18 protein-coding genes are annotated in these 21,234 nt (G+C 64.5%); 9 read left to right on the top strand and 9 right to left on the bottom strand.

Annotated features, from left to right (window positions below):
* Positions 1-11: 11 nt before the first annotated feature.
* The 5 genes from FJ967_RS18605 to FJ967_RS18585 form a co-directional block, all read right to left on the bottom strand.
* Positions 12-1,055, bottom strand: coding sequence for a MupA/Atu3671 family FMN-dependent luciferase-like monooxygenase (locus FJ967_RS18605; protein ID WP_140733281.1), 1,044 nt, complete (start codon positions 1,053-1,055; stop codon positions 12-14).
* Between the two features lie 125 nt (positions 1,056-1,180).
* Positions 1,181-2,119 carry a sugar ABC transporter substrate-binding protein gene (locus tag FJ967_RS18600; protein WP_140733280.1) on the bottom strand — a complete coding sequence of 313 codons (939 nt, stop codon included), beginning with the start codon at positions 2,117-2,119 and terminating at the stop codon, positions 1,181-1,183.
* A 14-nt stretch (positions 2,120-2,133) separates the two neighbouring features.
* A complete protein-coding gene (locus FJ967_RS18595) occupies positions 2,134-3,129 on the bottom strand; it encodes an ABC transporter permease (protein ID WP_140733412.1) in 996 nt (331 codons plus the stop codon).
* A complete protein-coding gene (locus FJ967_RS18590; protein WP_246675308.1) occupies positions 3,129-4,127 on the bottom strand; it encodes an ABC transporter permease in 999 nt (332 codons plus the stop codon). Before FJ967_RS18590 ends, FJ967_RS18595 begins: the two co-directional genes overlap by 1 nt.
* Positions 4,124-5,596 carry a sugar ABC transporter ATP-binding protein gene (locus FJ967_RS18585; RefSeq protein ID WP_246675307.1) on the bottom strand — a complete coding sequence of 491 codons (1,473 nt, stop codon included), beginning with the start codon at positions 5,594-5,596 and terminating at the stop codon, positions 4,124-4,126. Before FJ967_RS18585 ends, FJ967_RS18590 begins: the two co-directional genes overlap by 4 nt.
* Positions 5,597-5,816: 220 nt before the next feature.
* On the opposite strand from FJ967_RS18585, the gene FJ967_RS18580 reads away from it, so the two are divergent.
* The 3 genes from FJ967_RS18580 to FJ967_RS18570 all read left to right on the top strand — a co-directional run bounded on the left by FJ967_RS18580 (position 5,817) and on the right by FJ967_RS18570 (position 8,611).
* On the top strand, positions 5,817-6,491 hold the full coding sequence (locus FJ967_RS18580; protein WP_140733278.1) for a GntR family transcriptional regulator: 675 nt from the start codon (positions 5,817-5,819) through the stop codon (positions 6,489-6,491).
* Positions 6,492-6,527: 36 nt separating this feature from the next.
* Positions 6,528-6,857: an L-rhamnose mutarotase gene (locus tag FJ967_RS18575; protein ID WP_140733277.1), complete on the top strand. Its 330-nt coding sequence runs from the start codon at positions 6,528-6,530 to the stop codon at positions 6,855-6,857.
* A 242-nt stretch (positions 6,858-7,099) separates the two neighbouring features.
* Positions 7,100-8,611, top strand: coding sequence for an altronate dehydratase family protein (locus FJ967_RS18570; protein ID WP_140733276.1), 1,512 nt, complete (start codon positions 7,100-7,102; stop codon positions 8,609-8,611).
* A gap of 41 nt (positions 8,612-8,652) precedes the next feature.
* Here FJ967_RS18570 and FJ967_RS18565 read toward each other — a convergent pair whose 3' ends face one another.
* Complete coding sequence (locus FJ967_RS18565; RefSeq protein WP_140733410.1) at positions 8,653-9,618, bottom strand: aldo/keto reductase; 966 nt, start codon at positions 9,616-9,618, stop codon at positions 8,653-8,655.
* Positions 9,619-9,879: 261 nt separating this feature from the next.
* Between FJ967_RS18565 and FJ967_RS18560 the strand changes: the two genes are divergently transcribed.
* The 3 genes from FJ967_RS18560 to FJ967_RS18550 all read left to right on the top strand — a co-directional run bounded on the left by FJ967_RS18560 (position 9,880) and on the right by FJ967_RS18550 (position 12,473).
* Positions 9,880-10,626: an SDR family NAD(P)-dependent oxidoreductase gene (locus FJ967_RS18560; RefSeq protein ID WP_140733275.1), complete on the top strand. Its 747-nt coding sequence runs from the start codon at positions 9,880-9,882 to the stop codon at positions 10,624-10,626.
* A 95-nt stretch (positions 10,627-10,721) separates the two neighbouring features.
* Positions 10,722-11,606 (top strand): glycosyltransferase, encoded by an 885-nt coding sequence (locus FJ967_RS18555; RefSeq protein ID WP_140733274.1) that lies wholly within the window; start codon positions 10,722-10,724, stop codon positions 11,604-11,606.
* Positions 11,607-11,633: 27 nt separating this feature from the next.
* Positions 11,634-12,473, top strand: a complete 840-nt coding sequence (locus FJ967_RS18550; RefSeq protein ID WP_140733273.1) for a fumarylacetoacetate hydrolase family protein — start codon at positions 11,634-11,636, stop codon at positions 12,471-12,473.
* Between the two features lie 40 nt (positions 12,474-12,513).
* On the opposite strand, the gene FJ967_RS18545 is transcribed toward FJ967_RS18550, so the two are convergent.
* Both FJ967_RS18545 and FJ967_RS18540 read right to left on the bottom strand, forming a co-directional pair.
* Positions 12,514-12,765 carry an acyl carrier protein gene (locus tag FJ967_RS18545; RefSeq protein WP_140733272.1) on the bottom strand — a complete coding sequence of 84 codons (252 nt, stop codon included), beginning with the start codon at positions 12,763-12,765 and terminating at the stop codon, positions 12,514-12,516.
* A gap of 27 nt (positions 12,766-12,792) precedes the next feature.
* Positions 12,793-14,313, bottom strand: coding sequence for an NAD(P)/FAD-dependent oxidoreductase (locus tag FJ967_RS18540; protein ID WP_140733271.1), 1,521 nt, complete (start codon positions 14,311-14,313; stop codon positions 12,793-12,795).
* Between the two features lie 176 nt (positions 14,314-14,489).
* On the opposite strand from FJ967_RS18540, the gene FJ967_RS18535 reads away from it, so the two are divergent.
* Complete coding sequence (locus FJ967_RS18535) at positions 14,490-18,533, top strand: non-ribosomal peptide synthetase (RefSeq protein WP_140733270.1); 4,044 nt, start codon at positions 14,490-14,492, stop codon at positions 18,531-18,533.
* A gap of 80 nt (positions 18,534-18,613) precedes the next feature.
* Here the strand turns inward: FJ967_RS18535 and FJ967_RS18530 are convergent, their stop codons facing one another.
* Positions 18,614-19,363 carry a 4'-phosphopantetheinyl transferase superfamily protein gene (locus tag FJ967_RS18530; RefSeq protein WP_210243583.1) on the bottom strand — a complete coding sequence of 250 codons (750 nt, stop codon included), beginning with the start codon at positions 19,361-19,363 and terminating at the stop codon, positions 18,614-18,616.
* Between the two features lie 89 nt (positions 19,364-19,452).
* Here FJ967_RS18530 and fabD point away from each other — a divergent pair, with 89 nt between their 5' ends.
* Together fabD and FJ967_RS18520 are read left to right on the top strand one after the other, a co-directional pair.
* A complete protein-coding gene (gene fabD / locus FJ967_RS18525) occupies positions 19,453-20,340 on the top strand; it encodes an ACP S-malonyltransferase (protein ID WP_181175978.1) in 888 nt (295 codons plus the stop codon).
* Between the two features lie 36 nt (positions 20,341-20,376).
* A complete protein-coding gene (locus FJ967_RS18520; RefSeq protein WP_140733267.1) occupies positions 20,377-21,201 on the top strand; it encodes an amidohydrolase family protein in 825 nt (274 codons plus the stop codon).
* Positions 21,202-21,234: the final 33 nt, after the last annotated feature.

Below are 21,234 nucleotides of genomic sequence, written 5' to 3'. Positions count from 1 at the left end.
GCGGTCGCGGGCTACGCCTCGACCGTTTCGAAACTGTGCTTCAACTCGGCCAGATATGGCAGGTTCAGGCGGATGTCGGCCACGGACGGGCCGTAGTCCAGCAGACAGGCGATCTCATCGACGCCCGCCGAAGCGGCGGCGAGCGCGAAGCGGCGGGTGTCGGCAACAGTGCCGAACAGTGCGGCGGTGCCGAAATAGCGCTCGAACGAGTATTCGGCCATCTTGTCGATCTCGTCGGAGGAAAGCTGGCGCCCGACATCGACCGCACCGCCCTGCAGATGGCTCATCAGGCTGGTCTTGATATAATCGAGAAAGGGGCCCCTGACCGCCCTGTGCACCGTGTCGATGTCTTCGTGGACAAATGTGTGCAGCATCAGCGTCACGGTGCCGGTGGCCGGATCGAGCCCGGCGCTCTCGCGACCCTGGCGGTAGAGTTCGACCTTCCGCGCCAGTTGCTCCAGTGAAATGCCGGAAAGCATGGTCAGCACGTTCATTCCGAGTTCGCCCGCCCGGCGGAAGGATTCCGGCTGCTTGGTCGCGGTGAGCCACAGGTTCAGCTCCGGCTGCAGCGGACGCGGATAGGTGACGATCTCGGTCGGCTTGCCCGCACCGTTGGGATAGGAAATCGGCCGGCCCCGCCACAGGTTGCGGATTTCCTCGATGCGCTCGAACCAGATATCGCGCAGGTTGGGAAAGGAGGCCGGCGCCAGGACGAAGTCGTTGACGTTCCAGCCGCTCGCCAGCGCAAGGTCGACGCGGCCATTGGAGAGATGGTCGACCACCGACCAGGATTCGACGATGCTTGCCGGGTGATGCAAGGGCACCACGACGCTGCCGGCGCGCAGGCGGATTGTCCTGGTGATCGAGGCCAGATAGGCCGCCACGACCGCCGGGTTCGGATAGATACCGCCCATCGTATGGAAATGGCGCTCCGGCACCCAGACGGCTTCGAAACCGTGCCGGTCGCCATAGCGGGCCATTTCGGAGATGACGGCGTAGGCGCCGCCCGCCTCTTCCGGATAGGAATTGGAGAAAAAGATCAGGCTGAACTTCATGGGTTTGTCCTCGTCGGCTGCATCCCGGATCCGCCAGGTCCGGCAGGCGATGCAGCCACATCACGCAAGTCGCCGCAGAAGACAGAGAGGGCCGGCCTTGCTGAACCAACGGCCGGCCCTTTGGATCAGAATGCCGGCTCGACCGAGTTGACGTTTTCCTTGGTGACGACGGTCAGCGGGATCGGCAGCCGGTCCTTGACCTCCTTGCCATCGATGATCTGCGCCATCGTATTGATGGCCAGGCGGCCGTCCTCGACCGGCGACTGGACGATGGTCGAATACATCTCGTTGGTCCGGATCGATTCGAACGCGTCCTTCTGGCCGTTGATGCCGACGATCGGCGGTGCCGCCTTGGACGGATTGGCCTCCTTCCAGGCGTCGATGAAGCCGCGTGCCATGGTGTCGTCATTGGCGTAGACGCCGCTGATCTGGTCGCCGAAACGGGTGATCAGGTCGCGGCTGACCACCAGCGCCTTCTGCTGGTCGAAGTCGGCATTGACGGTGTCGAGCACCTTGATGTCGGCGTTGGTCTCCTTCAGCCGGTCGGTGAAGCCGGTGACGCGGCCGATGGTCGTGCCATTGCCGGCCTGGCCGGCGATGATCACGACCGAGCCCTTGCCGCCGAGCGCCTTGCTCAGCGAATCGGCCGCCAGCTTGCCTTCCTCATAGACGTCAGGTCCGGTGAAGGACTTGATGAACGGCTTGGCGTCGTCGCTCATCGGCGAATTGATGAGGATCGCCGGGATGTTCGCCTGTTGCGCGCGGGCAAGGCCCGGAATGTAGGCCTGCGGGTCGAGCGGCCACAGGATGATGCCGTCGACCTTGCGCGCCACGCAGGTGTTGAGCTGCTCGGTGCCCTTCTGGACGTCGAAGTCCTGGCTGAGGCTGAGGATATCGACGCCGAGTTCCTTGGCGCGGGCCTCGAGCGCCTTGTTGGCCGGCGTCGCATAGGCATGCGAATCCGCCGCCGTCACATAGCAAACCGTCTTGGCGTTGGCCCAACCTGTCGATGCCAGCAGCGCCGCCACCGCAGCGGCCTGGAGCAGGCCTCTTGTTCCAATCATATTGTTCCTCCCAATCATGCTTTTCCTCCTTGAGTGATTGGATTGTCGCTGATGAGCGCGGGGCGCGTGCCCGGAGCCCTCCCCTTGGTAGTAACGGCCCGATCGAGCACGACGAGCAAGATCAGGATGAGCCCCGATACGACCTGCTGGACGTATGCGGGAACAGACTGGAACTCCATCGCGATGGTCAGCGAGCCGATGGTCAGCACGCCGCCAAGCGTGCCGAGCGCGGATCCCCTGCCGCCTTCGAGGCGGGTTCCGCCGACGACGACCGCGGCAATGACGGCGACCGTCAGTTCCGAACCGAAGACGGGCGAACCGGTGTTGGTGACGAGGCTCTGGAGAACCCCGGCCAGGCCGGCGAGCGTGCCGGCGAAGACGAAGCCGAGAAAGACGATCCGATCCGAGGCGATGCCGCTCTCCTTGGCGGCCGCCGGATTGGAGCCGACGGCAAAGACGTTACGGCCCGGAATGGTGCGCGTCAGCCAGACATGCAGCAGCACGATCAGGATGATGAACAGCGCGCTGCGGATGGTGAAGACATCGAGATAGATCTTGGCCAGCGCCAGCGACAGCATGATGTCGGTGCCCGTCACCGGCTGGCTGTTGGTGATCCAGTGCGCCAGCGAACGGAAGATCAGCATCGTGGCCAGCGTCAGCACCAGCGAGTTGACTTTCAGCCCGACGACCAGCCCGCCATTGATGGCACCGGCGACCGCGCCGACCAGGATGCCGACGATGGCGGCGGGCAAGATGCCGATCTCGCGCTGCAGGATGACCGAGACAATCCCGGCCAGGGCAAACACCGCGCCGCCGGAAAGATCGATCTGGCCCGATATCAAAAGCACGGTCAGGCCGATGGCGATCAGGCCGATCGTGGCCGCGCGATCGAGGCCGAGGCCGAGGGTCGACGCCGAGAAATAGCCGGGAACCACCAGCGCGGAAATGATGAGCGTCAGGCCGAGGATGATCACGACCCTGTGGCGCGAGGCAAGCGCGAGGAACCGCATCACGCCACCCCCCGCTTGCGCAATGCCGCGTCCATGCCGACCGCGCCGACGATCAGGATGCCGAGGACAAAACCCTGGATCGGCGTGCGCACGCCGTCGAGCACCATCACATTGGTCAGGAGTTGCACGAAGATCAGGCCGGCGATCGCCCGCGGCACGGAGCCGAAGCCGCCGATGATCGACACGCCGCCGACCACCACGGCGGTGATGGCACTGAATTCATAGCCGGCGCCGATCAGTGGCCGCGCGCTCTGCAAGGTCAGCCCGAGCAGGCCGCCGCTGATGCCGGAGGCGAGTGCCGTGATGACGAAGGCGCCGGCCTTCACCGCCTGCACGGGAACGGCGCTTGCCTCGGCGGCGCTGTAATTGCCGCCTGTGGCGAGCGTCCATCTGCCCCAGAAGGAGCGCGACAGGACGAAATGGCCGATGAGCGCAATGGCCAGGAAGATCAGGACCACGACCGGAATGCCGAACAACCGGCCCTTGGCGAATTCGGCGGACGCCGGATTGCTGCCATAGACGATGACGCCGCCGACCGCGGCCTGGACGATGCCCAGCCCGATGGTGCCGATGCCGAGCGTGGCTATGATGGGGTTGATGCCGACATAGCCGACCAGAACGCCGTTGATCAGGCCAATCAGGCCGGCGAGGCCGACCGCGAGCACAAAGGCCGGCAGCGGCCCGATCATCGGCTGCAACCCGAGCGACAGGATGGCGCCGCATGCGATCGTGGCCGGCACGGACAGATCGGCCAGGCCGCCGACCACCAGCACGAAGGTCATGCCGACGACGACGATGCCGACGATCGACATCGAGGTCAGGACATTGAGCAGATTGCCCGACGTGAAGAAAGCCGGGCTGACAAGCGAGCCGTAGGCCATCACGGCCAGGATGGCGAAGGCGAGCCCGGCCTTCGACAGGGCGTCGACAAGCTTGCTGCCGCGCGTAAAACGGTCGTTGCGGGTCACGCCGCTGATCTCCATGGCCGCATCGGTCACGCCATTTCCTCCCCGGTCGCCAGGGCCATGATGCGCTCCTCGCTGAGTTCGGCGCGCTGCAGCGGCTCGCAGGCATGGCCGTCGCGCATGACCACGACGCGGTCGCAGACGCCCAGGATTTCGGGCAGTTCCGAGGAGATCATCACCACCGCCATGCCGCTTGCGACGAGCTGGCCGATGATGTTGTGGATCTCGGCCTTGGCGCCGACATCGACGCCGCGCGTCGGCTCGTCGAGGATCAAGGCCGACGGCCTGGCGGCAAGCCATTTGGCGATGACCGCCTTCTGCTGGTTGCCGCCGGAAAGGAGGTTGATGCGCCGCTCGCCATCGGGTGGCGAAATCGAGAACTGCTTTACGTAGTCCGCCGCCAATGCGCGGTCGGCGCTGCGCCTGATGCGCCCGAGACGGCTCAGACGGCGCAGGATGGGCAGGCTGATGTTTTCGCGGATCGACATGCCCGGCACGATGCCGTCGCCCTTGCGATCTTCCGGAACATAGGCAATGCCAGCCTTGACGGCCTGCGAGGGAGACTTGATCGAGACCTTGCGGCCGTTGACGCTGACCGTGCCTTCCGCGAGGCGCGACAGGCCGAAGATTGCGCGTGCCACTTCGGTGCGGCCGGCGCCGACCAGGCCGGTCAGGCCCAGAATCTCGCCGGCCCGAACATCGAAGCTGACATCACGGAAGCGCGCGCCGTCGCTGATGCGCTCGACGCGCAGCACGGACTTGCCGATCTCGGCCGGGCTCTTTGGGAAGACATTGCTGACCTCGCGGCCGACCATCAACCGGATCATCTGCGCGGCGGTTATGCCTTCGATCGGACGCGTCTCGATCATCGAGCCGTCGCGCAACACGGTCACCTCGTCGGCTATCTCCAGCACTTCCTTCAGCCGGTGGCTGATGTAGATGATGGCGATGCCGTCATCGCGCATCTTGCGCAATATCCTGAACAGCGCCGCCGTCTCGTGTTCGCTGAGGCTCGATGTCGGCTCATCCAGGACGATGATGCGGGGCTGCGCGGCATAGGCCTTGGCGATCTCGACCAATTGCTGCTGGCTGATCGAGAGATTGCCGAGCCGTTCGCGCGGGTTGATTTCCGCTCCGAGCTCGTCAAGGACGGCGGCGGCCTTGCTGACCATTTCTCCCTTGCGCAGCCAGCTCCATTTGCCGGGCATGCGGCCGAGATAGACGTTCTCCGCAACGGTCAGGTCCGGCACCAGATTGATTTCCTGGTGCACCATGCGGATGCCGAGCGCCTGTGCGTCGGCGGGGCGTCGCATGCGCACCTCGGCGCCACCGACCTTGATGGTGCCGCTGGTCGGCGCGTAGGAGCCGTTGAGCACCTTCATCAGCGTCGACTTGCCAGCGCCATTCTCACCCACGACCGCATGGACCGTGCCGAACCTGACGGCGAAGTTGACGTTGGACAGAGCCTTCACGCCCGGAAAGGTCTTGCTGATGCCTCTCATGTCCAAGGCGCAATTGGCGGCGGCAGTCATGTCTGGCTAGGTTCCTCCCTGGCAGGCCGGCGGCACTATTGCACTAATATAACAGTTCTGACAAGCTGATTTCGGCGGCTTGTTCGTCGCTGTGGGAAAGCTGGCCGGCCAGCCCACAGGGCAGGTGCATTGTATTTGACATTCTAATATAATTTGACCATTTCAGGTGAACGAAGACACGGGATTTCCCATGGACCTAGATCCTTCGACCCTCAATCGAGCCCTGCCGCTCCGTGACCAGATCTACCACAAGATCCGCAACCTGATCGTTGTCGGGCGGCTGAAGCCGGGGGAAGTCATCAACGAAGTGGCCATAGCGGAGGCGCTCGGCGTCTCGCGCACCCCGGTTCGGGAAGCGGTCAAGCGCATCAGCGACGAGGGCCTGGTCAAGATCCTGGCGCAGACCGGCACCTACGTCGCGCCGATCAGCCGTGCCGACCTTGAGGAAGCCTATGTCATCCGCCGGGCGTTGGAGATGGAAAGCGCGCGGCGCGCGGCCGTCAAGCTGACGCCACCGGCCGCCGAATTGCTGGAGGACAACATGGCGGCGCACAAGCTTGCCATATCGCGCGGCCGGTATGCGACCGCGATCCAGCTCGATGATGTCTTCCATCGCACCATTGCCGAGATCTGCGGCCTGCCGATGATCTGGCGGGCGGTCGATATCTCCAAGGCGCAGATGGACCGCGGCCGCTACCTTGCCATTCCGAAGCCCGGCTATGGCGAACAGACGATCGAGCAGCACGAAGCCATTCTCGACGCGTTGAAGCGACATGATGCCGAGGGCGCCGCGCAGGCGATGGAAAGCCATCTCGAGACATCCTTCCGCAACACGCTTGAAGTCGCCGCCGAACTTCTCGGCTGAAGCGGCCGCAAACCGCAACCGGGATATGATCGGCACATGCGCAGAATGGGACTTTGTATCGGCCTGAAGGCCGAGACGATCGCGGAATACAAGCGCGTCCATGCCGCGGTCTGGCCGGAAGTGCTTGATGTCATCAGCCGCGCCAACATCCGCAACTATTCCATTTTCCTGCGCGAACCCGAGAACCTTCTCTTCGCCTATTGGGAATATCACGGCGACGATTTCACTGCCGATGCCGCGCGGATGGGCGAGTCCGCCGCGATGCGCAAATGGTGGGATCTGTGCGATCCCATGCAACAGCCGCTGACGACACGCGCCGACGGGGAATGGTGGGCGGCCATGGAAGAGGTCTTCCATCTCGACTGACGGCCGATTGACCCGTTTATCGCTGTTTCATCGCGATGCGCGATTTCCGCCAGGAATGATCCGCACCCCGCATCCATCCACATGACGGCGCAATTGCCGCCGACAGCATCACCAGCCCTTTGCGATGTTCGCGCGGCGCGGCCACCGAAGCCGCCGCTTGACCACTGACATTCTATTATATTAGTATTCCGAATCATCTTTTGCCCTGACTTGGTCGGGGCCGCCTTTTCAGAGTTTGGGTAATGACGCGGTTCATCAAGCTATCGCAGGCCGACAACATCCTCCTGGCGGTCGATCCGCTGGCGGCCGGCGAAAAGGCCGGCGACGTGGCCGCGAGGGCGCGCATCCCACGCGGCCACAAGATGGCCATGCATGATATCGCGGCGGACCAACCGATCGTGAAATACGGCCAGACCATCGGCTTTGCGCGCGGGCCGATCGCGGCCGGAGATTGGGTGCACGAGCACAATGTCTACCTGCGCGATTTCGAACGCGACTACGGGCATGGCACCCACGCCAGGGAAACGCCTGTCCTTCCCGACGACGAACGGGCGACCTTCATGGGCTACCGCAGGCCGAACGGCAAAGTCGGCACGCGCAACTTTGTCGCCGTGCTGACTTCGGTAAACTGCTCGGCCAGCGTCGCCCGCTTCATCGTCGAAGAGGTCAACCGTTCAGGCATGCTGCGCGACTATCCCAATGTCGATGGGGTCATTTCGCTCGTCCACGGCACCGGCTGCGGCATCGACACCAAGGGCCCGGCCTACGATCTCCTGAAGCGGACGCAGTGGGGGTTCGCCACCAATCCCAATGTCGGCGGCGTGCTGATGGTAGGGCTCGGCTGCGAAGCCTTCCAGATCCCGCGCTGGATGCAATCCTACAAGATCGAGGAAAGCACCACCTTCCGCACGATGACGATCCAGGAAACCGGCGGCACGCGCAAGACGGTCGAGGCCGGCGTCAAGGCCATCGTCGAGATGCTGCCGATCGTCAATGCGGCCGAGCGGACGCCGCAGCCGGCTTCCGAACTGGTGCTGGCGCTGCAATGCGGCGGGTCGGACGGCTATTCCGGCATCAGCGCCAATCCGGCGCTGGGCGCGGCGGTGGACCTGCTGGTTGCCCAAGGGGGGACTGCCGTGCTTTCGGAAACGCCCGAAATCTACGGCGCCGAACATCTGTTGACCCGTCGCGCCGAAAGCCAGGCGGTCGGCGAGAAGCTCGTCGAGCGCATCCGCTGGTGGGAGGACTATACCGCTCGGCACGACATGGAGATGAACAACAATCCATCGCCCGGCAACAAGCTCGGCGGGCTGACCACCATCCTTGAGAAATCGCTGGGCGCTTCCGCCAAGGGTGGGACGACCAATCTGCGCGCCGTGCTGGAATATGCCGAACCGATCAACGAACGCGGCCTCGTCTTCATGGACACGCCCGGCTACGACCCGGTCTCGGCGACCGGGCAGGTGGCCGGCGGCGCCAACATATTGTGCTTCACCACCGGGCGCGGTTCGGCATTCGGCTGCAAGCCGACGCCGTCGATCAAGCTCGCCTCCAACTCCTTCATCTTCGAGCAGATGCGCGACGACATGGACATCAATTGCGGCGACATCCTCGACGGCGTGACCCTGGCGGACAAGGGCGAGGAAATCTTCGCTGAAATCCTGCGCGTAGCATCGGGCGGGCGCACCAAGTCGGAATCACTCGGCTATGGCGACAACGAGTTCGTGCCCTGGAGCCTCGGCGCGACGATGTGACGATGGCCTGGCTGACCCGGGAGGCCAGCCCGCCCGTTTCCTCAGCCAACCAGGCCGCTGGCTTCCAGTGCCCGCCACAGTTCTTCGGGCAGCGGCCTTTCGAACCACTCGACATTCTGCCGGACGCGGTCCGGGTGCTTGGCGCCGATCAGTACCGAGGTCACCGCGCGATGCCTGAAGGGGAATTGTATCGCGGCGGCGGCCAGCGGCACGCCGAATTCATCGCAAACGGCCGATAATTCGTCGACTTTGCGGGCGACGGTTTCGGGAACGTCCTGATAGTTGAACTTGCGGTTGCCGGTGTTGCCGGCGGCGAGAATGCCTGAATTGAAAACGCCGCCGATGACGATCGACATTCCGACGGCCGCGGCCTTTTCCAGCAGCGTGTCGGCATTCTGCTCGAGCAGCGTGTGACGCCCGGCGAGCAAGGTGCAGTCGAGGCGCGCCTCGCTCATCGCGTCGAGCACCACCTCGGCCTCGTTGACGCCCAGTCCGAAGCCGCCAATGATGCCGGCATCGCGCAGGTCGGAGAGTGCGCGGAAGCCGCCGCCCCTGGTCAGCGCCGACCAGTGATGCGCGGCGGCATCGGCGTGTGTCAGCTTGCCGATATCGTGCACGAACAGGATGTCGATGCGCGCCCGCCCCATGCGCTGCTGGCTGTCATCGAAGCTGCGCATGATGGCGTCATAGGAATAGTCGAACACTTCCCGGAACGGCAGGCCGTTCTGCCAGCCGGCATCGAGCGGGTTCTTCTCGGCCTCCGGCGGCAATTCGAGGCCAGGCCTTTGGCGTGTCATCAGGCGGCCGACCTTGGTGCTGACGACTGGCGCGATATTCGCGGCGTGCTCGCGCAGAAAGTGGCCGAGCATGTGCTCGGCGCGGCCAAGGCCATACATGGGTGCCGCGTCGAAATAGCCGATACCGGCATCGGACGCCGCCTGCAGCGTCGCCATGCAGGTCTCGGCATCGACCGGCGCATAGAGGCCGCCAAGCGAGGCGCAGCCCATGCCGAGCGCGGTGAGTTCCAACCCCGTTTCACCGACGGCGCGCTTCTGCGTAACCTTCACCCGATCCTCCCCAATCCTGCAGTCTGGAAAATTCACCTCAGTGGCTTGCCGGGGTTGTTACACTAATATAATGATCCAGATCAACCACGTATCCGACATTGGATGCGCGGCACCGGCGGCTTTGACGATCCGTCGGGCGCGGCGTGGAAGGATGCCTCACGGCGGCCGCGACAAATTTGAAACGGGAGAGAAACGCTCGGCATGAACAGGATCGATCTTGACGGCCAACACGCAGTGGTCACAGGAGGCGCGCAGGGCCTCGGTTTCGCAATGGCAAAGCGTTTTGTCGCTTCGGGCGCGACGGTTACCTTGTGGGATCTCGACGAGGCGCGCCTCGACATGGCCCAGCGGGAACTTGGCAAGGCGGCCACGACGCTGGTCGTGGACATAGCCGATTGGGGTTCGGTCGACGCCGCCCGCGCCAGGACGGAAGAGATCGCCAACAAGATCTCCATCCTCGTCAACTCGGCAGGCATTGCCGGCCCTGCCGCCCCACTCGACACCTACGATGTCGATGTGTGGAAGAAGATCATCGACATCAACGTCAACGGCACCTTCTACGTCAACCGCGCCGTGGTTCCCGGCATGAAGGAGCGCAATTACGGGCGCATCGTCAACATCGCTTCCGTCGCCGGCAAGGAAGGCAATCCCAACGCCGCCGCCTATTCCGCCTCGAAGGCGGCGGTGATCGGCATGACCAAGTCGCTGGGCAAGGAACTGGCGCAGTACGACATCGCGGTCAACTGCATCTCGCCGGCCACGGCGCAGACGCGCATCCTCGAACAGCTGACGGCCGAGCACATCGAGTACATGCGCTCGCGCATTCCGCGCGGCCGCCTGCTCGAGGTCGACGAGGCCGCGGCCATGGTTGCCTGGCTGGTCTCGAAGGAGAACAGCTTCACCACGGCCTCGACCTTCGATCTGTCGGGCGGACGCACGACCTACTAGTCGGACATCCCTGGGCCACCACCGGGCGGCGGACGGGTCATATTGCCAGCCGGCAATACGGGGATTGCCAGCGATTTGAAAAATGGAAGGAAGCCATGGCCAGCCAGAAGTTTGCGGCGAGTGTTATCATCCCGACCTACAACCGCCAGGAGATGCTCTACCAGAACCTGCAATCGCTGAAGGCAAGCAACATCCCGAAGGACGATTTCGAGATCATCGTCGTCGACGACGGCTCCTCCGACAACACACTCGACGTGGTGCGCAACTTCAGCGACAGCTGCCAGATCCGCTATGTCTACCAGGAAGACCGCGGCTACCGGGCGGGACGAGCCCGGAACCAGGGGATAGAGCTGGCCGAAGGTGCCGTCTGCATCTTCTTGGACTGCGGGATCGTCGTCTCGCAGGGTTTCGTAAAGGCCCATATCGACGCCCATGCCAAACCCAATTCCGTGGTGCTGGGCTATCTCTATGGCTTCTCGAATACCGATGACCATGCCGAGGAACTCGAGGCGGCGATCGCGGCAATCGACCTGAGCGACGTCGACGACACGATCGACAGACTGCGCGCGACGGGCCGGTTCCCCGATCTGAGGGAACGCACCTATGCGGCTTGCAGGGATAATATGTCAGCCCTTCCCGTGCCGTGGTCGATCGCCTGGTCCGGCAATATTTCGGTGCGGCGCGACAGGCTCGGCGACCGCTTTCGCTTCGACGATAATTACCGGACATGGGGCGCGGAGGACATCGACTTCTCACTGACGCTGTTCGAGAGCGGCGCCGAGTTCTCAATCTGCCGCGCCGCGTGCGGCATCCATCTGCCGCATTCAAAATCGCACGAGGTGAATTCGAGATCCTCGCGGCCGAACAAGATCTATCTCCACGGCAAGTTCGACCGCCCCGAAACCAAACTCCTGATCGACATCCAGTCGTGGGAACTCAACGAGTTTCTCATGCGCGAGAGGACGGCCAAAATTGCTTAGCCGGCTTGTATTTGAAAGGTTCCTGGCATGAAATTTCTTCGCTACGGCGAGTCGGGCGCCGAAAAGCCCGGCGTGCTCGACGGTGCCGGCCATATTCGCGACCTCTCCGGTGTCGTCGGCGATATCGGCGGCAAGTGGCTCGCCGACCTATCCTGGGCCAGCAAGCTCGACATCGACAGACTGCCTCTGGTCGCAGGCCAGCCCCGGCTCGGGCCGTGCGTGGCGGGCACCGGCAAATTCATCTGCATCGGGCTGAACTATGCCGACCACGCTGCCGAATCGGGCCTTCAGGTGCCGCCGGAGCCGGTGATCTTCATGAAGGCCACCTCGGCGATCTGCGGACCCAACGACGATGTCGTCATCCCGCGCGGCTCGACCGCGACCGACTGGGAAGTCGAACTCGGCGTGGTGATCGGCAAACCGGCGAAGTACGTCTCGGAGGCGCAAGCGCTTGAGCATGTCGCGGGTTACTGCGTCATCAACGACGTCTCGGAACGCGATTTCCAGACCAAGCGCTCCGGACAATGGACCAAGGGAAAATCCTGCGACACGTTCGGCCCCGTCGGCCCCTGGCTTGTCACGCGCGATGAGGTCGCCGATCCGCAGCGCCTGAAGATGTGGTTGAAAGTCAGCGGCGAGACCAAGCAGAATGGCTCGACCGGAACCATGGTCTATGGCGTCGCCCACATCATCAGCTATCTCTCGCAATTCATGACATTGCATCCCGGAGACATCGTCTCGACAGGCACGCCGCCGGGCGTCGGCCAAGGCTTCAAGCCACCCCATTATCTGAAGCCCGGAGACAGCGTAGAGCTCGGGATCGAAGGCCTCGGCACTCAGCGGCAGACCGTTCGCGCCGATAGCTGACAGGCGAAAGCCAGCTCGCTTGCAAGCCGGCTTTCTCGCTTTAACGGCGCATGCCGGCACGGACGAGGTCGGCCAGTTCGCCGAACGGCCTGGTGAAGATGTCCTCCAACTCCGGCCTCACCCCGTACTCGGCCTCGATGCGGTTCGCCAGAAGCGGCGCCATCAGCGAATCGCCACCAAGGTCGAGAAAATAGTCCTGCGGCCCGACATCCTCGCTCTTCAGGATCTTGCGCGCCTGCTCCAGGATCCAGTCTTGCACGGCGGCCGAGCTCACATCCGTCATATTGTCCATCTCTTCGTCGCTCCCTTCCTTCCTGTGTCAGCCGACCGGCAGGCCCATGTCCGAGGTTGGCGCCTCCGCCGGTTCGTTCCACAGCCGATCCCGATACTCCGCCCCGGTCAGGATCGGCTGGCATGGCGCCAGGATGCGGGCGACATGCGCCTCTGCATCGTCCTGGAACAGGTCGCGCCCGATCGCGGAGACGAGCTGAGGTATGCCGTGGCGCATGCCGCTGACCTCGCCGGGATTGCGGCCGTTGCTGAGCATCGCTCCGGCGCTGAAGAAGTGGATGTTGCCGAGATAGGGCGCCGTTCCCGCCGTCTTCTCGGTGAAGGCGAAGCCCGGCGAAAGATAGGGATAGCGGCCCAGATCCGCGTTCTCCTCGCCGGGTTGCGGGCGGTAACGATCGCGCCACAGAGCGATGTGTTCGACCAGCCCAGCCAGTTCCGGCCGCGCCGACAGGTCGACGCCATAGCCTGTTCCGGCAATGACAAAATCGAATTTCAGCCCCGTGTCGCGACCGCCCAGGCCGAGACCGATCTCGCCGCCATCGACGGCAAGCGCCGGATCACGAGCACCGAGATGCAAGTAGAAGGACTGGAAGCGCCGGGCGCGGCGCACCGTATCGGGCACCGGGCCCTGCGCGCGCCGGCAAAGCACGCTCATGATGCGCCATCTCTGGGCGTCGGGCAGGTCGCGGAAATGCTCCACCGAGCCCGGGAAATAGAGCATGCGCATCAGCGAATAGCGCTCGATGTCGTCGTGCCGGCAAAACAGATGAACGGCTGCCGCTCCGCGTTCGAGCGCGACGGCCGCCGTATCGAATGCGGCGGACGCGGCACCGAAAACGGCGATGCGCTTGCCCTTCAACGTTGCAAAGTCGATCGGCTCCTCGGCATGGGCATAGAGCGCTGCCGGCAATGAGCGCTTGATGAAGGCAGGGAGATTGAGGCCGCCGCTGCCGGCAAAGCCGGTGGCCAGCACCAGTTTTCGGCAGGTCTCCTCGACCGGACGGCCGGCGACGGAAAGTCGGAGCCTGAAGCCCTGTGCGACCGGCTCAACGGCTTCCAGGCGGGTGCCGAAACGCACCGCGACGCCGGTTGCCTCCCGGTACCATTTGAGATAGGCGGCCCAGTCGAGCCGCGGGATCGATGTCAAGGCCGCGAACGCAGCCTCGCCATGACGGGCCTCGTACCATGCCTGGAAACCGAGTTCTGGTATGCCGAGCTCGGGCCCAGGCAATAACTTGGGCGAGCGCAGATTGTTCATACGCGCGGTTGTCAGCCAGACACCTTCAGCGCCATCGTCGGCCGCGTCTATCACCGTCGTCCTGGCGATCCCCGCCCGCCGCAAGGCGAAGGCTATCGCCACACCGGACTGTCCGCCGCCGACGACAACCACGTCATGATCGATTTCCGGGCGCACCGGCACCCAGTTGTCAGGGTACGCGCCGTGCAGGCGCAAGGCGCGTGCGACGGCCTCATCGTGCCTGGAAATCGAGATGGCGCGCGCCGGCTCCGACAGACCGCCCTCCCCGCGAATAACGGGTTCGTTCCGCATCAATCCTCCTCACCTGTCCCGTGCTGCCGACAATCCGAGCCCGCGTCCAACCCGACCCGAGATGCGGAGGCGTCGGCAACCGTATTGCCGCTTGCCCAGATTATTACACTAATATATTAGAACCATGCAAGGCGCCCGTGGCGGAACGGCGCTGCTCGCAACGGAGGAGAAGCGAGATGCAAAACGTGCATGGTCCGGCGGCCGGCAATGGCAACCGGGAGTTTTTGCTCGAAGGGATCCAGCAAGCATACTGGGTCGGGCAAAGCGGTGCGATCGAGCTCAGCACACCGGCTCGCTACTATGTCGAGGCCGACATTCCCGGTCACCTTGGTGACGGCCTGACCCAAGCCCTGCGACGCCTGGTCGAGCGACACGAGATGCTGCGGGCGGTGATCCACCCTTCCGGCAATCAGGAGATCCTGCGGGAGGTCGGGCCTTACGAGATCACGGTCGAGGATTTGCGCTCCCTGCGCGAGGCCGAGCGGGCGTGGCGCGTCGATACGCTTCGCACCGAAATGAGAGCCGCCGAGATACCCTCCGGCGCGTGGCCACAATTCGATATTCGCGCGACGCGCAATGATGAAGGCATCCGGCTCCACTTGCGTTTTGCCCTGTGGATGATGGATGGCTGGAGCTTCCATATCCTGTTGCGCGAACTGCTGGCGCTGAGCGCCGACCCGACGGCCGAATTGCCCGAAATCGCGATGTCGTTTGCCGACTATGTGAAAGCGCAGGGCGACGCACGGCAGAGCCCGCGCTGGCACAGGGCCTGGGACTACTGGCAGCCGCGGCTGGCCGATTTTCCCGGCCCTCCCGCACTGCCGCTCAGCCGCGGCCTTGGCGAAGGGCAAAAGCCGCGCTTCGGGCATCTTGCCCGCACGCTCGGCCCGGCCCAGTGGCGGAGGATCGTGGATATCTGCGCCAGGATGCGGACAACGCCCAGCCTGTTGGCCTGCGCCGTCTACACCGAAGTGCTGTCGCGCTATGCCGGCAGCCAGCATTTCGCGATCACCGTGCTCCATTCCGGCCGCTTCCAGCACCTGCCGCGCGCGGCGAATGTGTTCGGCAATTTCGGCACCACGATCCTCGTCGAAGTCGATGCCTCGCGCACGGGAAGCTTCCTCGATCGCGTCAAGGCCCTGCAGCGCCAGTTCTGGCGCGACAGCGAACGCATCGAAGTCAGCGGCATCGACGTCTCGCGCGCCATCCAGCAGCGCGCCGGGACCGGACCGGGCATCGGCATTCCGGTCACATTCACGGCTGTCACGCCAGCGGATATGTCCGGGCGGCAGGACCCCATGCACGCCCGCATAGACCCGACTTCGGCCCGGCTCGAAGTACCGCAGGTCCATCTCGATCATCAGATGCATCTCGGCGAAGACGGCTCCGCCGTCTTCAACTGGGACTATGTCGAACAGATCTTTCCTGCCGGCTTCGTCGAAGAGCTTTGCCAGACGCATTTCGACCTGATGTCCCGGCTGGCGGCGGACGAGCAGCTCTGGCACCGCAAGGATCCGTCGGGCGTTCGCGAGGCGCCGGCGACGGCGGCCATTCCCGCCGGCGAATTGCAGCGGCTGGAGGCAACCTTCGACCGCCAGGCTGTCGGCCATCCTGACCGTGTGGCGGTGATCGCCGGCGAACGGGTCATGACCTATGGCGAGCTGCGCCGCCGCGCTCTGGCCGTCGCACACGAGCTTGCCCGGCGCGGTGTGCGGCGCGGCGAGCTGGTGGCGGTGTCGATGATGAAGGGCTGGGAGCAGGTCGCGGCCGTTCTTGGCATCCTCTATGCCGGCGCGGCCTATGTTCCGATCGATCCGGAGCTTCCGGAGGAGCGCCGCAACCTGCTCTTTTCAGGCAGTGGCGCGGCCATCGTGCTGACCCAGCGGGCCCTGAATGCATCGCTTGCCTGGCCGGCCCGGATCGCGGGCATCTCGGTTGATGGTCTGGGCGAGGCGACATCGGACATGACGGTCGGCGAGCCGGGAACAACCGCCGATCTTGCCTATGTGATCTTCACGTCCGGTTCCACCGGCACACCCAAGGGCGTCATGATCGATCATCGTGGCGCGGCCAACACGATTGCCGATCTCAATGCCCGCTTCACGGTCGGACCCGAGGACAAGGTGCTGGCGCTGTCGTCGCTGAGTTTCGACCTCTCCGTCTACGACATTTTCGGCATGTTGGCCGTGGGCGCGACCATCGTCATGCCCGATGCCGGCCGCGCCAAGGAAGCATCGCACTGGCGCGAGCTGACACGGCGCCATGGTGTGACGATCTGGAACTCGGTTCCCGCCCTCATGCAGCTCGCCGTCGAGGGCACGCATGGCGCCATCATGCCGTCGCTGCGGCTGGTGATGCTCAGCGGCGACTGGATTCCGCTGAACCTGCCGGAACGCATCCGTCCGGCGGCGCCCGCTGCGTTGCTCTACAGTCTCGGCGGAGCAACGGAGGCATCCATCTGGTCTATCCTCTACCCGATCGGCGAGATCGACAGGGAGTGGCGTTCCATTCCCTATGGCCATGCCATGGACCACCAGTCTATCCACGTGCTGGACGCCGATCTGATGGTCTGTCCGCCATGGGTGCCCGGCGACCTCTATATTGGCGGCATCGGCGTGGCGCTCGGTTATTGGCGCGACGAGGCCAAGACGTCCGCCAGCTTCATCACCCATCCCGGCACCGGCGAACGGCTCTACCGCACCGGGGATCTCGGCCGTTATCTGGGCGACGGAGAGATCGAGTTCCTCGGACGCAAGGATTTCCAGGTCAAGATCCAGGGCTACAGGGTCGAATGCGCCGAGGTGGAAGCCGCCTTGCTGGCCGGGCCGGAGATCGAGGCAACCGTGGTGTCGGCCGCCGCCGACAGCGCCGGCACGCGCCACCTCGTCGCCTATGTCGTGGCCAAGCCGGACCGGAAGGAGCTCGACATCGCTGCGTTGCGCGAACGGCTGCGGACGACCTTGCCCGCCTATATGGTACCGGCATTCTTCGTGACGCTGGACAGGCTGCCGCTCAGCGACAATGGCAAGGTGGTGCGAGCGGCCCTGCCCAAACCCGAGTTCGGCATCCGCGAGACGCGGGAGCGGTCTTACGCACCGCCACGCGGCGGACTGGAAGAGACGATCGCGCGGCTGTGGCGAGAGGTGCTGGCCACAGACGACATCGGCCGCGAGGACAATTTCTTCGCGCTGGGAGGGTCTTCCTTCGCCGGCATGCGGCTGATGGCGAAGCTGGAAGAGCGTTTCGGCCGCCGCATGCCCTTTGCCATGCTGGTCAGCCATCCGACCCTGGCGGCGATGGCCGACGTGGTGCGCGGCGACGTCGAAACCCATGACGCCTCGCTGGCGATGCGCATCCGCGCCGGGGACGAGACCGCACCGCTGTTCTGCGTCCATCCGGTCGGCGGCAATGTCATGTGTTACACCGCCCTCGCGCAGGCTTTGCCGCCGGGCCGGGCAATGCATGGCATACGCGCGCCGGGCCTGGTTTCCGATACGGAGACGCCACTCGATTCCATCGCCGCCATGGCCATGCGCTACATCGAGGAGATCCGCTCGATACAGCCCAATGGTCCCTATCACCTGCTCGGCTGGTCGCTCGGCGGTCTCGTGGTGCAGGAGATGGCATGCCGTCTCGCGGCCGAAGGAGAGACGCTCGGCCTCGTGGCGATGATCGACAGCGCCGTGCCCAAGCCTCGCGGCCCCGCCACGGACCAAAAGCCGACCGACCGCTTCCGGCAATTCGCGGCCGACCTGGCCGCCATCGCGAACCTGTCGCTGGACCCTTCGGACAAGGCGATGGAGCACTTGACCGAAGGCGAACGGTTCGCGGGGCTGGCGAGGCGAATGGAAGAAGCCGGCGCGCCGGCCGACATTACGGCGCTGAGATTGGTCTACAATGTCTTCCAGGCCGGCTGGTCGGCGCTGGACAGACATATGCCACGCAACGCCGATGCCAGGCTGCTGTTGTTCGCGGCCGCCAACCGGGCCGATGCCGGTTGCATGAAGGAGGCATGGCGAAAAATCATCCCCGGCATCGAGATCGTCGACATGGAGGCCGACCACTACACCATCGTCCGCGCGCCGACGATCAACACCATAGCCACGAGAATTGCCGGGGTCATGGCGGCAGCCGATGCATCGGATGGTCCCACGGCCGGCGCCGGTGGCCTGGCCGTGACGGCGGCTTTTCCGGGCGATCACCCACAACAGCTCGACTGAAGGGGCATGGTTCCTTGTCGGCAAACCACTTAGCGCCGGACCGAAGCCAGTCGGCATCAGGAAACGGTGCCGGGGCCTCGTCAGCGGCGGGCCGGTGGATTGATGGCGCGTGTCCGTCGCGGCACGATTTCCGGTTTACCGCCTGGCACCGCGGTCGCAATGCCGGCGATGTGTCCGGAGGCAAGATGGAGGCTGCGAAATGCCCATCGCGAGGGATCGTCCTCGATTGGGTCGGTAAAGTGGGCAAGGGGCGGGAGGGCCTCCAGATCGAGGACCACACTCTTCATCGGCAGGGCAAGGCCCATGCCGCGCGCCTTCACATAGGCCTCCTTGAGCGTCCACGACGTGAAGAAGAAGTCTCGTCTTGCCTGCCCGTTCATCGCCTCGAAACGGAGGCGTTCCCGAGGCGAAAGCACCGCGGCCGCAAGTTCGTCGAGACCGGCATCGCGGTCGCGCGGCTCGACATCGACGCCGATCTCCGCGATTGCGGCGACCGCGCATGCGACCAGGCCGTGTGTGTGGGACAGGCTGAAATGAAGATCGTCGATGCCCAGGCTGTCGTCAATGAAGGGGCGGCCGTAGCGGTTGGCGCCGAAGCGCCAGTGCTCCGGAGCGATATCGCGATAGCCCGACAGCGTGGTCCGGATCAGGCCGCGCGCGGCGAGGTGCTGAAGCCGGGCGGATTCGGATTTGAAGGCGTCATGCCGTTCGCGTTCAGGCGGGCTCAAAAGCCGCAGGCAGGCGGCCTGTTCGTCGGCGCCGAAATCGTCGAGCGGCACGTACCAGAGATCGACCTGGCCTCGCCCTGGATGACCTTGCTTCATCGACATGCCTGGAGATCGTCTGGAGGTGACGGCCTCCATTCAGTTCGAGGCAAATCGATCGCGGCAAGATGAGGTTTCATGAGCGGAGGAATAGGATGCGCGTCTTCATGTTCCCGGGACAGGGATCACAGTTCACCGGAATGGGCAAGGAACTGTTCGACGAAAGCAGGATGTTCGGCCCGCTCGAAAGCCGGATCGATCGGATAGCCGGCTTCTCCGTCCGCAAGATGTGCCTCGAAGGCGACGAGGAGACGCTGCGGCGAACCGACATCACGCAGCCCTGTCTCTACATCGTCAATGCGCTCCATCACGAACAGCAGCTGGCCATGGGCAAGGCGCCGCATTGGCTCGCCGGCCACAGCCTTGGCGAATACAATGCGCTGCAGGCGGCCGGTGCCTTCGACCTGCTCGACGGACTGCGCATGGTGGTGCGGCGCGGCCAGTTGATGGCGGCGCTCGACACGGGCGGCATGGCCGCCGTGATCGGCCTCTCCGCCGATGCCATCTCCAGGGCGCTGTCGCAGGGGGGATTAGACGATGTCGACATCGCCAACCTCAACACGCCGGATCAGACCGTGATTTCGGGACCTGCGCGCGGCATCGAGGCGGCCGAGACGGCGATGACGGGTGCTGGCGCGACCGCTTTCGTGCGGCTGCCCGTGGGGGCGGCCTTCCATTCCCGCTTGATGGCGCCGGCAGCCGAAGCATTCAATGGCTTCCTGCGTGACATCGCCTTCCGGCCACTGCGCAAGACCGTCATTTCAAACGTCACCGCCCGCCCCTATCCCGGCGACGGCGATCCCGAAACGACGATCCGTCCGCAGCTGGTGCGGCAGTTGAAATCGATGGTGCTGTGGGCGCCGACGATCGGCTATCTCAAGGCCAAGGGTGCCAGCGACTTCATCGAGGTCGGCCCAGGCTCGATCCTGACGCGCATGGCGGCAAAAATCCCGCCGCTCGACCGGGATGGAATGGCGGCCTGAAAGCATCAAGCACGTAAGCGTGGACAGGGAAGCATCATGATCATCGACGCCCACCATCATCTGTGGCAGCCCGCGCGTGGCGACTATCACTGGATGCGCGGAGCCACAGACATACTGCTGCGCGACTACATGCCCAGGGATATGGCGCCGCTTCTCGAGCGCTTCGGCGTGACCAGGACCATTGTCGTCCAGGCCGCGCAGACGCGAGCAGAAACCGACTTCCTGCTGGCGCTTGCCGCAGAGACGGATTTCATTGCCGGCGTCGTCGGCTGGCTCGACATGGAGAGCGAGGATTTCGCCCTACAGCTTGCTTCCTACAGGACCAGGCCGAAATTCGTTGGCATAAGACCGATGCTGCAGGACCTGCCCGATGACGAGTGGATCCTGCGGCCCGCCGTTCTGCGCAGCTTGGGAGCGATCGCCGACAGCGGCCTCGCCTTCGACGTCCTGACCTTCCCGCGCCACCTCGGCGCAGTCGCATCGGCTTTGGAAAAAGTGTCGGGACTGCGCGCCGTGATCGATCACATCTCCAAGCCGCCGATTGCCGCGGGAACGCTGGACCCATGGCGCGATCCGATCGCCCGCGTCGCCGGCTTCGATGGCGTGCATTGCAAGATCTCGGGCATGGTCACGGAGGCCGACGCCGCCCGCTGGCGGGTCTCGGATCTCGAGCCCTATGTGCATCATGTCGTCGCCTGCTTCGGGCCGGAGCGGCTGATGTTCGGCAGCGACTGGCCGGTCTGCCGCCTCGCCAGCGAGTATGGCGACGTGCTGGCGGCGGCGATGCTCAGCCTGCCGCCCGAATTGCGCTCCGATCCGCGGATTTTCTCGGCCAATGCCGCCCGCTTCTATCGGATTTGAAGCAAGCCCGGCGCGGGCCATGGGCCAGGTTCT

The sequence above is a fragment of the Mesorhizobium sp. B2-3-4 genome (genome assembly GCF_006442315.1).
Classification (GTDB): domain Bacteria; phylum Pseudomonadota; class Alphaproteobacteria; order Rhizobiales; family Rhizobiaceae; genus Mesorhizobium.
The sequence above is the reverse complement of the archived record's forward strand: the minus strand, read 5'-3'. Positions and strand labels throughout refer to the sequence as shown.